The sequence below is a fragment of the Paenibacillus soyae genome (genome assembly GCF_024623455.1).
Lineage (GTDB): Bacteria > Bacillota > Bacilli > Paenibacillales > Paenibacillaceae > Pristimantibacillus > Pristimantibacillus soyae.
Window position 1 is genome coordinate 295,695 of sequence record NZ_JANIPJ010000005.1, and the last position, 11,774, is coordinate 307,468.

Annotated in this window: 7 protein-coding genes; 5 read left to right on the forward strand and 2 right to left on the reverse strand. The window is 56.0% G+C overall.

Annotated elements, in window-relative coordinates; translation table 11 throughout:
* Positions 1-335 precede the first annotated feature (335 nt).
* Complete coding sequence (gene deoC / locus NQZ67_RS09895) at positions 336-1,025, forward strand: deoxyribose-phosphate aldolase (RefSeq protein WP_257445023.1); 690 nt, start codon at positions 336-338, stop codon at positions 1,023-1,025.
* A 27-nt stretch (positions 1,026-1,052) separates the two neighbouring features.
* Here deoC and NQZ67_RS09900 read toward each other — a convergent pair whose 3' ends face one another.
* Complete coding sequence (locus tag NQZ67_RS09900; protein WP_257445024.1) at positions 1,053-1,934, reverse strand: aldose epimerase family protein; 882 nt, start codon at positions 1,932-1,934, stop codon at positions 1,053-1,055.
* A gap of 106 nt (positions 1,935-2,040) precedes the next feature.
* A complete protein-coding gene (locus tag NQZ67_RS09905; protein WP_257445025.1) occupies positions 2,041-3,228 on the reverse strand; it encodes a peptidylprolyl isomerase in 1,188 nt (395 codons plus the stop codon).
* Between the two features lie 180 nt (positions 3,229-3,408).
* Between NQZ67_RS09905 and NQZ67_RS09910 the strand changes: the two genes are divergently transcribed.
* From NQZ67_RS09910 to NQZ67_RS09925, 4 genes are all read left to right on the forward strand, one after another.
* A complete protein-coding gene (locus NQZ67_RS09910) occupies positions 3,409-5,427 on the forward strand; it encodes an EAL domain-containing protein (protein WP_257445026.1) in 2,019 nt (672 codons plus the stop codon).
* Positions 5,428-5,457: 30 nt separating this feature from the next.
* Complete coding sequence (locus NQZ67_RS09915; RefSeq protein ID WP_257445027.1) at positions 5,458-6,903, forward strand: HD-GYP domain-containing protein; 1,446 nt, start codon at positions 5,458-5,460, stop codon at positions 6,901-6,903.
* Positions 6,904-6,935: 32 nt separating this feature from the next.
* Positions 6,936-10,796: a response regulator gene (locus tag NQZ67_RS09920; RefSeq protein ID WP_257445028.1), complete on the forward strand. Its 3,861-nt coding sequence runs from the start codon at positions 6,936-6,938 to the stop codon at positions 10,794-10,796.
* 102 nt (positions 10,797-10,898) lie between these two features.
* The gene (locus NQZ67_RS09925; RefSeq protein WP_257445029.1) at positions 10,899-11,618 is read left to right on the forward strand and encodes a response regulator transcription factor; all 720 of its coding nucleotides are present in this window, start codon (positions 10,899-10,901) and stop codon (positions 11,616-11,618) included.
* Positions 11,619-11,774 lie beyond the last annotated feature (156 nt).

Consider the following 11,774-nt stretch of genomic DNA (forward strand, 5'->3'; position numbering starts at 1 on the left):
TATCTAACCATGTACTGATCATCCCTCCATACCTATTTGTATAGTGTGAAGAATCGAACAGGTAGATATTCGCCCATCTGGAACTTAAATCCTGTATCGAAAAAACAAAGGTTTTGTAAAAAAAGAGCATCATTGTCGCCGAATAGCGACAACAGCGCCCGCGCGTGATCGGTGGTCGGGCTGCCAAGCAAACCCATAATAGCGGAAGCGATAGGGCAAAGTAACCGGTAAGCGATAAGACCGATCCGTTAGGCGGCGGAGGTCCGTGCTCTGTTGTTGTTTGACCCAAAGCTTCGTATAATAGGACGTGACAGAACGAATGGAGGACGATCCAGATGACGAACCAGCAAACATGGTCTTCGGCCGAAGTGGCCGGCATGATCGATCATACGATATTGAAAGCCGACGCGACCAAAGCGGACATTATCAAGGTATGCCAAGAGGCCAGCGAGTACAAATTCGCGACCGTATGCGTTAATGCGGGCTGGGTGCCGCTTGCCGCGGCCGAGCTTGCGGGCTCCGGAGTCGGAATTACGACGGTTGTCGGATTCCCGCTCGGAGCGACCAGCACGGCCTCCAAAGCCTTCGAAGCCAAGCAGGCGATCGAGGACGGCGCCACGGAAATCGACATGGTGCTTAACATCGGCTTGTTGAAATCGGGAGACAAGGAAGCGGTTCGGCGGGACGTGGAGGGCGTAGTCGCGGCCTGCAAAGGGAAAGCGGCGCTCAAGGTTATTCTGGAGACGGGCATGCTGACCGACGAAGAGAAGGTGCTGGCATGCGAGCTCTGCGCCGCCGCGGGCGCCGACTTCGTCAAGACGTCCACCGGCTTCGGCAAAGGAGGCGCGACGGCCGAGGATATCGCGCTTATGCGCCGTACCGTGGGACCGAATATCGGCGTGAAAGCGTCCGGAGGCGTACGGGATTACGAGACCGCGCTGGCGATGCTGCAGGCGGGAGCCAGCCGTATCGGAGCAAGCTCGAGCGTTGCAATCGTAACCGGAGGTAAGGGGGAGGGCTATTAAGCCCTCTTTTTTATTGCACAAAACCTATTAACGCGTCTGCTTCTCGCAGCTAATGGTCAACACCGCCTGCAGCTCCCCGCCGGGCTCCAGCATGACGAGCTCTTCGCGGCGGTTCATCTCAAGCGGCATGGCCATCCAAGGCTCGACGCAGACGAAGGGGCGATCCTTCTGCGACCAGATGACGACGTACTTGAATACGTCGTCGTATCGGAGGCGAACCCGGACGTCCGGGCTGACGGGGAACGCGATTTCGCCGCGCTTCGCGTCCAGCAGGCAGACGGATTCGACCAGATCCTCGAGATCGATGCGGCCGTTATAGGGCTTCTCCTCGTTATCGTTGAAGTCGATATACTTGGTGGCGTCCGTCTCATAGGGAATGTCCTTGCCGCTCCCGAGCGCGAAGTAAGGATGGAAGCCCGCGTAGAAAGGAAGGACTTCATTGCTTTCCAGGTTGCGATACCGCTGTCTCGTATGGAGCTCGCCGTTCACAAGAGCGTAAGTGAAGAGCAGCTCGAAGTCGAACGGATACGCTTGCTTCGTCGCCTCGTTCGCGCGAAGACGCAGCGTAATGGACGCTTCTCCTTCTTCGGAGTTGCCAACGACCTCCCAGGACGAGATGCGAGCCACGCCATGCTGACCCATGCGATACTCTTGGCCGTTCCACATATAGACGGAATCCTGAACCGGACCGCAGATGGGGAAGAGGACGGGATTGCCGCCCCGGATATTGGCGGCCGGATTATCAAGCGTCGCGCGGTCCAAGTAGAATATCTCGGTCCCGTGCAGAGTGCAGCTTGTGACGATACCGCCTCTCTCCGGGCAGACGAGCACGCGCGACGATGTCGCGGCTTCGCTCAGTTCATACATCGTATAAGAATCTTCAAAAGCGCTAACGGTGAACGACTTCATTTTCATAACCTCCGAATATGTACGTTTTTCTCATTGTGCCTGATTCGCCTGCATGAGTAAAGGGCCGGCCCAATGGCTGCTGCCATGGAACCGGCCCTTCCTATGACTATTCCGTAGTCGTCGTTTCTGCTGCAGGCGCTTCGCTTGCGGCCGCTTCTTCTTCCTTGGCGTCCGTCAACGTGTTCGTAATTTTCGCTTTGTCGCGAATTTCTTGAATCCAAGCGCTTGCCAGCTGGTTCGTCTCGTCGCTGGTCAGCTTCAGGCGGATCAATTCCTTCTTCTCTTCGAAGTTAGCCGTTGTAGCCGCCTTGTAGTCCGTCTTCTTGATGATGTGGTAGCCGAACTCGCTTTGCACGACTTCGCTGATCGCGTCCACTTCGAGAGCGAATGCCGCTTCGGAGAATGGCTCGACCATGTCTTCCTTCGAGAAGAAGCCCAGGTCGCCGCCGCTTGCCGCGGAGCCGTCCGTCGATTTCGCTTTGGCCGTCTCGGCGAAGTCTGCGCCGCCTTTAAGCTCTGCGAGGATAGCGTCTGCTTCTTCCTTCGTTGCGACAAGAATGTGGGAGGCGCGAACTTGCTCCGGCGCTTCGCCGAGCTTGGCCTTATTCTCGTCGAAGTACGTCTGCATTTCTTCGTCCGTCACTTCCGTCTTGGACTCCAGCACCTTGCGAACCATGGCGCTGACGCGCATCTGATCGCGCAGATCTTCTTCGGTCAAGCCGTTCTGGATCAATACGCTGTTGAATTCTTCATCGTTCGCGAAATCCATCTTGATGATCGCGATTTCGTCCGTCACGTCTTGATCCGTGATGGAGATGCTTGCCGCATCCGCTTCCTGCTGCACGAGAGTTTCCGTAATGAGATTGTCGAGCGCCGCTTCTCCGTTAGCGTCCACGAGAAGGTCGTACAGCTCGTCCTTCGTAATGTTCTCGCCGTTGACGGTCGCAACGGCCGAGCCGCTTCCGCCGCCGAACGGATTCACGACCAGCACGACGATAAGGGCGGCTGCCAGCAGGGCGGACAGGACGATCCATCCGATAGGGCCGCTTTTTTTCGCGGCAGCGTCCTCTACGCGGTGCTCCGCGGGAGCGGAGTAAGCCGCAGCCGTCGATGCCGCCGTTTCGGCTTCCGCGATTCGGCCGGCTTCTTTGTCGCCGTCATGGTCGGATGAAACCGCAGTTTCCGCCGCTTCTGCTCCGGTTGCTTCTTCACCGTACGTATAACGTTCTTCTTTTTCTTTCGCAGTGTCGTTGTTTAGCGGTTGGTCAGCGGACTGCGATTCCTTGTTGTTCATTCCATAAACTCCCTTCAAATTGCAATTCTCAACCTACTATATCAAAACGTAGTCAAAAAAACCTTAATCTAAAATAAAAAAGGTCGCCGATGCTGTCGAATCTTACGCCCGGTAGAGTTATACTAGGAATAGTATTGTAAGAATCTTGCTTTAAGCCTTATAGGACGCGGAGGGAGACGCTTGATTCGTTTACAGGGGAACTACGACGGCTTGATCATGCTGCTGTCGTTCGGCATGGCTTTCTTCACATCTTACTCCGCGCTTAAATTTTCGGATCGGCTATCGAGGGCGCAAGGCAAGCGGAAGGCCGCGTGGCTGCTACTCTCCGGTCTCGTCATGGGCTGCGGGATATGGGCGGCGCACAGCTCCGGCATGCTGCCGCTTCGTCTCGACTACCCGTCCGGCGGCGGCGGGCCGTCCGTCGCTATATTTTCCATCCTTTCCGGTATGATGGCATCCTTGCTGGCTTTTTATGTAACCTCGTCTCAGAAAACGACAAAACCGAAGCTCGTGGCCGGCAGTCTTGCCATGGGCTCGGGCATGGCGGCTGCTTATCATTTGGAGATGGCTTCGCTGGAGTCTTCTGTCCTCCAGCTTCCCTATCCGCCATTGCTCGCGGCGGCTTCGGGCTTGCTTGCCGCGGCAGCTTCCTACGGGGCGCTCCGTCTGATGAAGGCTTCCCGGACGTCAGGCCGGGGGAGGCATTTCCAAGCGGCTGCCGCGGGACTTATGGCAGCTGGAATATGCGGCATGAACGTTATAGGCATGGCGGCTGCGAGGCGCCATTACTCGGGGATTACGCCGCTGCCCGACGAACCCGCCCATGCGGATGCGGCGCATGTTCTGGTTTATATTACGGCTATGCTCGTTGTTCTTGCTGCTGTCTCTTGGCTGGCGAAGCAGTGGGAGAGAGCCGCGCTGAAGAGGCTTGCTTATACCGACCCGCTTACGGGGCTGCCGAACCGGAACGCCTTGCAGCGTTTCTTCGGCGGCGGTAAGCACGGAACGGAGCTTCGAGCGGTGCTGATGATAGATCTGGATCAATTCAAACGGGTTAACGATAGATTCGGCTATGATATCGGCGACCTTATGATTCAAGAGGCCGGCAGCCGGATCAATCAATTCGCGGGCACTGGGCGCAAGGTGTTCCGACTCGAGGGAGACCAATTTCTGGTGGCGGCGCGCGACGAGGCCGGTTGGACCGCGGATGAGCTGGCCGAGCACATATTGGAGGAGCTGCGAAGGCCATGCTGGATCGCTGGCCTAGAGATCCAGATGACCGGAAGCATCGGCATCGGCTGCGCGCCGCGGAACGGGAACAGGGGCGCAGAGCTGGTCAAAACGGCTCATTCGGCCTTGTATTACGCCAAGAGCCAAGGCCAAAACCGCTATAGCGTCTATGACCCCGAGATGGACAAGCAGCTATCGAGACGGATGATCATCGAGAAAGGGCTGCGTTCGGCGCTGACGAAGGGACAGCTCGCCGTTTACTATCAGCCTAAATGGGACACGGAGATGAACCAGCCCGTCGGGTTCGAGGCGCTTCTCCGGTGGAGGCATCCGAAGCTTGGAGCGATCGGGCCGGATGAATTCATATCAATCGCGGAAGAGACCGGCCACATCGCGCCCATTACGGAATGGGTGCTGGAGCAGGCCTGCAGAGACTGCTCGGCTTGGAACGCGATGACGGCGGGAGGACTTGGCGTATCCGTGAATTTATCGAGCCGTCTGTTCGGCAGTCTAGGCTTGCAGGACATGGTGTCTCGGGCGCTGGAGCGTACCGGCCTGCCTCCCGGCATGCTGGAGCTGGAAGTAACGGAAGCGGCGGTCATGAATCATTTCGACCATGCGAAAGAGCAGCTTGCCCGCCTTCAGAGATCGGGGGTTCGCATATCGATGGACAATTTCGGATCCGGCTTCTCCTTCCTCGGCTCCATAGACAAGCTGTCCCTGCAGACGCTCAAGCTCGACCGGTTGTACATGCGGGAATATGAATCGCCGCCTATGAAAGCGATCGTGAATGCGATTATTTCTCTTGCCGATCAGTTGAAGATTCAGCTTGTCGCCGAAGGCGTGGAGACCGAGCGGCAGCTCCAGTTCTTGCGCCAGGCGGGCTGCAGCGTCATGCAGGGCTACTATTTCAAGAAGCCGATGCCGCGCGACGAGCTGGACGAATGGCTGGCCGGACTTAGCGCGTAAGGGAGACGATAGGTTATGGAGGGAACGGCTTTGAGAAAAGCTACACACGTCATCGGAAAATTCGCAGCCTTGCTGCTGCTGCCTATGCTTGCATATATCGCGCTTCCGTTCACTCCCTACGACGCTAGAGTTTATGAGCCGGAAGGCCACTTCTACATCGTCAGCCTCGTCTCCGCCATTGCGCTGGGGGTTGCCGCAGCCGTCGGGATCGTGGCTACGCAGGCGCGCAACATTAAGGTCAGCTTTCTGTCTTTGTCATACGTTTCGCTTGCGGCCATGTTCATCCTGCACGGGATTTCCACACCCGGCTTCCTTACGGATCATTCGGCCATTTCGGGCAATGTGGCCCAGCTAAGCGTGCTGCTGTCGGCGTTCTGGCTCTGGCTCTGCTCGGTCTCAGGCGACAGGAGGCTCGTCAGATGGCTGGCCGGCAGGCAGAAGCTGCTGCTGCCCGTATGGACCTGCGGATTGGCAGCCTTCGGTTTGTATCTGTGGTTATATCCCGACTTTGTTTATATCATGGGCTTGAAGGGCGACGTCGGCAAATGGGTGACGACGGCCATGATATTAATCATGAACGCCTGGTCGATCTACCGGAATATGCAGACTTATCTGGTGTCGCGATTCCCGCTGCAGCTCGCGATCGTCTACAGCACGGGCTGGATGTTCATCGCGCAGATCATTATGGTAACGGGCAAGGTCTGGATGATCAGCTGGTGGCTTTATCATTATTTGCTTCTCGCTTCCGTCATCGTGATGGCGGGGGGAATCGTTCGGGAATATTTGAGCAGCGGCTCTCTGAGCGAATCCATTAAGCTCCTGTTCCGCGCCAAGCCGCAGGATTGGATCAACTCGTACATATCGCCGAGCGTGCGGCATCTTGTGCTGGCTACGGAAGCCAAGGATTCCTATACGGCGGGACATAATTACCGCGTTGCTCTGTACGCTCTCAAGCTTGGCGAGGAAATGGGACTATCATCCTCGCAGCTGCGCGCGATCGCGCAAGGAGGACTGGTCCACGACGTCGGCAAGCTGTATATCCCGGACGGCATCCTGAACAAGCCCGGGAAGCTGACGGACGAGGAGCGTTCCGTCATCGAAGCCCATCCGGTATCGGGCTTCGACGTATGCAAACGGCTGGGCTTCATGACGGAAGAGCTGGCGGTCATTCGTTCTCACCACGAGCGTTGGAACGGAAGCGGTTACCCGGACGGACTGTCCGGCGAATCCATCCCGCTGGTCGCGCGCATTACGGCCGTCGCCGACGTATACGATGCGCTTACTTCCTCGCGCTCTTACCGCTCCGCGATGTCCCATGAGGAAGCCATGCAGATTTTAATCAAGGAAAGCGGCAAGCATTTCGATCCAAGATGCATCAGCGCTTGGGAGAAGCTTGTGACCGACCAGCGGCAGTTTTTCCAGGAGACGCTGCAGACGAGTCCTCATCTGAGACTGGAGCCTAAGCTGGCGCGTTAAATTTATGATGTTCACGCAGGAGGAAATGGCGAATGAATAAGATGTCGCTTCGCACCAAAGGCTTGATATTCATCTTCTTAATCTCGTTTATTCCCCTTCTGCTGGCCGGTGTCGGCAATTATTCCGCCGTCAAGGAAGCGATGCTGCAATCGGAGATCGAGAAGCTCGGCGGCATGCAGTCGAGCCAGGCGGACAATATATCCGCCTGGATGGATATACGCCGCGCGGAAGTTCAAGTGATGAGCAGAACGAGCGCGGTCCGGTTCGGCACCAATGAAGAGCGTCTGAATTATTTTCAGCGGGAGCTCGTTCGCAGCGGGTTTACCTATCACGCACTGGGCTTCGTCGGGCGGGACGGGATCGCGCATAGAAGCGACGGTTCCCCGCGCGATATGAGCGACGAGCCGTTTTTTCTGAAGGCGATGCAAGGCGATCTGGTCATAACGGATCCGTACAAACCGGCTTTCTCTCTCGTGGAGCAGGCCTTTATTGTCGTTCCCGTCTATGGCATCGGCACCGAGATCGAAGGGGTGATCTACGGGACGATTCCGTTCACGGCGTTTAATCGCTTCTTCGATTACGCGGACGACGATTCGCCCCTTCGCTTCTACAACGACAAGGGCGACATTATCTATACCTCGAATTCTCCCAATATGCCGGGTGCCGAGCTGCGAACGGACGAGGTGCTGAGCACGGTCGCGGAGGAAATGATTACCCGGGACCAGGGGCATGCGGAAGTGAAGACGGACTCGGAGAGCTATATGGTCTTCTACGCGAAAGTCAAAGGAACGCCTTGGCGCATTGCTCTTCAGGAGCCGACCAGTAAGATGGAGGAGATGCTGACCCCGATATTTTGGCGAATTGTCTCGACGATCGCGATCTCGGAGATCGTTATAGCCGTCTTTTTCTTCATTTATTTCGAGAGCATCGTGAAGCGGCTGGAGCGGATATTGAAGGTAACGGAGCAAGCGGCGGCGGGGCAGTTCCAGGCGGAGCATCTGGATACGTCCCATTATGACGAGATCGGCCAGCTCGCTCACTCCGTCAACGGAATGATGGAGCATCTGCAGGAAATGTTCGATCAGCTAGGAGCGATTGTGAACCAGAACCAGTACGGCTTCATCGTGCTGGACGACGAATACCGGGTGACGTATTTGAACAAAGCCGCCGAGGAGATGCTCGGCTACAAAACGGCGGAGCTGGCCGGCCATGCGACGCCTCTCTTATTTATCGATCCCGACGAGATCAGGGCGGAGGCCATTCGTCTGTCGGAGGAGCTCGGCAGAGAGGTGCTTCCAGGCCTTGCCGTGTTCAAGGAGCTGAGGAACAGCAAGTTTTCCTATGAACGCGAATGGACGTTCATCCACAAGGACGGAACTCGCATTCCTACGCTTCACAGCTCGAACGGATTGCGAGACCGCAATGGCAAATTTTCCGGGGTTGTGGGAATGGTAAGGGATATATCCGACCGCAAGCACGTGGAGAGGGCGAGGAACCGGTTGCTTGATATCGTGGAATCCGCCAAGGATTTGATCGCGTCCGTCGATATGGAGGGCCGAATCATCTATATGAACCGAGCCGGCAAAGAAATGCTCGGGCTCTGGAACGCGGATGACAGCAATGCGGCCATCGAGAATTACGTGGATCCCCAAATGTACGAGCAGCTGATCAAAGGCGCCGAGCTGGCCCGGGAATATGGCTTCTGGGAGAGCGGCGCGCAATTGGTCAAGGCAAACGGGGAGCCTCTGTTCGTCTCCATGGTCGTGGTTGCCCACGTGGATGCCGCGACCGGCGACATGTTCTTCTCCAGCATCGCCAGGGATATATCCGAGCAGAAGCTAGTGCAGGAAGAGCTTGTCCGGGCGACGCTGGAGGCGGAGGAGGCCAACAAGGCTAAGAGCCGATTCCTCGCGCTGATGAGCCACGAAATTCGTACGCCGCTGAACGGCATTATCGGGCTGACTCAGCTGCTGCGCAAGACGGAGCTTTCGTCCTTGCAGAAGGATTATTTGAACAAAATGAACATGTCCTCGGAATCGCTCCTACGCATCATTAACGATGTGCTGGATTTCTCGAAGATCGAAGCGGACAAAATCGAGGTGGAGCAGCGGCCGTTCAGTCTGGAAGAGCTTCTGCACCGTCTGTCGAACGGTCTCAGCTTCTTCTTGGGCGGCAAGGAGCAGTTCGAATTCATGATCAAGACGCCGGATAAGCTGCCTGCACTTGTCAAGGGGGATTCGCTCCGGCTGGAGCAGGTGCTGCTTAATCTCTGCATGAACGCGATCAAATTCACTTCGCAGGGCATGGTGAAGCTGGAGCTCGATATCATCGAGGAAACAGAGGAAACGGTTTACTTAAGCTTCATCGTCGCGGACACGGGCATCGGGATGAGCCAGGAGGTCGTCGAGAAGCTGTTCAAGCCGTTCACGCAGGCAGACAGCTCGACCACTCGCAAATTCGGCGGAACGGGGCTCGGTCTCGTCATCTCCCAGAGCCTGGTCGAGCTGATGGGCGGCAAGCTGCAAGTGAGCAGCAGGGAAGGCGGGGGCAGCCGCTTCTACTTCACGCTTCCGCTGCCCGTCGCGGAGCAGGGCGACGAGCTTAAGGTCAGCCCGTTCGGCTCATCCTGGACGATTTGGGTCGTCGAGGACGACCAGAAGATGCGGGATCACTGGAGCTATATGTTCGAGTCGATCGGCTTGTCCGTCGTCGCGTTCGACAGCTGGCATGAGGCTCTTGAGAGGCTGAAGCGGGCAGGCAAAGGCATGCTGCCGCAGCTCCTGCTCATGGACATGGAGATGCCGGATATGTATGGGACTGAGACATGGAACGAGTTCCGGACGGAAGCGGAGAAAGCCGGTGCACGAATCATCGCCTTGACCACAACGTTCGGCAGAGACGAGCTGCAGAAGCTGTCGCCGGAAGAGAGGCCGATCGCGATTTTGACAAAGCCGGCTACGCGAGGCGCCATCATTCGGGTGCTTGGAGAAGCGTTCCGGAATTTGTCGGCTGACCGGCAGAGGAAGAAACAGCGGGATAAGGAGCCGGCCGGGCAAGAAGCGAGGGGGTTAAATGTTAGAATTCTGTTAGCGGAAGACAACAAAATTAACCAATTGGTCGCGATGGAAATGCTTCAAAACAACGGATATGAGGTCGGTCTTGCCGTGAACGGCGAAGAAGCGCTGCAAATGCTGGAGAATGAGCCGTGGGATTTGGTGCTGATGGATATTCACATGCCCGTCATGGATGGCACCGAGGCTGTTCGCCATATTCGGTCTCGGACGTTATACGACGCCATTCCGATCATAGCGGTAACGGCCAACGTCGTAAAGAAGGACCATGATCATTATTTGGAATTAGGCATGAATGACGTGCTGACGAAACCGCTGTCGGAGGAACGGCTGCTCGAGAAGCTTGACTTCTGGCTGGGCGAGAAGCGGCAGCTCACGGACCAGGATAGCCATAAGACGAAAATGGACAACGATCGGGAGCTCCGGCAATTCGCCAAGAAGCCGTTAGCCCAGCTGCCTCCCGTGGCCGGCATGGATATCGAGAGCGCGCTGGAGAGGGTGAACGGCAAATCGCAAATTCTCGTTCACATGATGGATCAATTCCGGCTCGATTATGCCGACTTCATGGATCGTCTCCGGATGATGCTGAAGCAAGGGGATAAGGATACGGCCCTGCGCATGCTTCATACGCTCAAGGGGGCATCCGGCTACCTGTCAGCTGCCGAATTAACCTTGGCGGCCATCCAGGTAAGCGAGCATCTGAAGCAAGACGAGGCAGACTGGAAGGCGGTCCAGTTAGCCATCGCGCATCTCGAGAAGGAGCTGGCGACCTTGCTGGCGGGAATCGAGGCGGCTCGGCAAAAGTTCGACAATAAAATCTAACAATTTTCTAACATTCGGTTGTCCCTGGGGTATCCGTGTTGTATAGTAAAGGTACTATTTAAATGATCGACAGGAATCTTCAATTCTTAAAGGGTGACGCCGATGTATAAAGTTTTGGTTATTGAAGATGACGTCATGATGAGCAATATGCTGTCGATGTATCTAACGGAAGAAGGATACTCGGTGAAACAGGCTTATCGCGGAGATGAAGGGCTTCAGCTGGCTGGGGAATTCCAGCCGCATCTCATCCTTCTCGACCTGATGCTGCCCGATATGGGCGGTCTCGAGGTGTGCGCCCAGATTCGCAGCGTCTCTTCTGTGCCGATTATGATTTTATCAATGAAGAGTGAAGTGTCCGACCGCGTCCAAGCGCTCAAGACGGGGGCCGATGATTATTTATGCAAGCCTTTCAGCATGCATGAATTAACGGCCAGGGTAGAGGCGCTTATTCGGAGATCCCATAAAGTACAGTCCGATGCCGCTATGCAGACGGCCGCGGCGGCTGCGCCCGCAGAGGATGGAGAAGGCATTCAACTCGATATCGAGAGACGATTGCTGCTGGTGCGCGGACAATTCGTGGAGACGACCTTCTCGGAGTACGAGCTCATGAAGCTGTTCCTTACGCATCCGGGCAAGGTTTTCAGCCGGGAGGAATTGATTAACGCCATTCGGGGGTTCGACTCGTTCGTAACGGATCGCGCCATCGACGTTCATATCGTCAATCTTAGGAAGAAGATTGAACAGAATCCGAAGGAGCCGAAGCTGATCCGCACCGTATGGGGATTTGGCTACAAATACACGGCTATGACGACGGTAACGTAACGAATATTCATTATAAGTCAAAGGTGTTTCGTCCAAGCGGCGAAGCGCCTTTTTTTAATGCGGGCGGGTACGCTTCTTAACACTTCTAACATCCATCTAAAATTCGTTCCGGCACTTTCCTAATAATTGTGTGGCACGATGTCTATAAGACGAAAG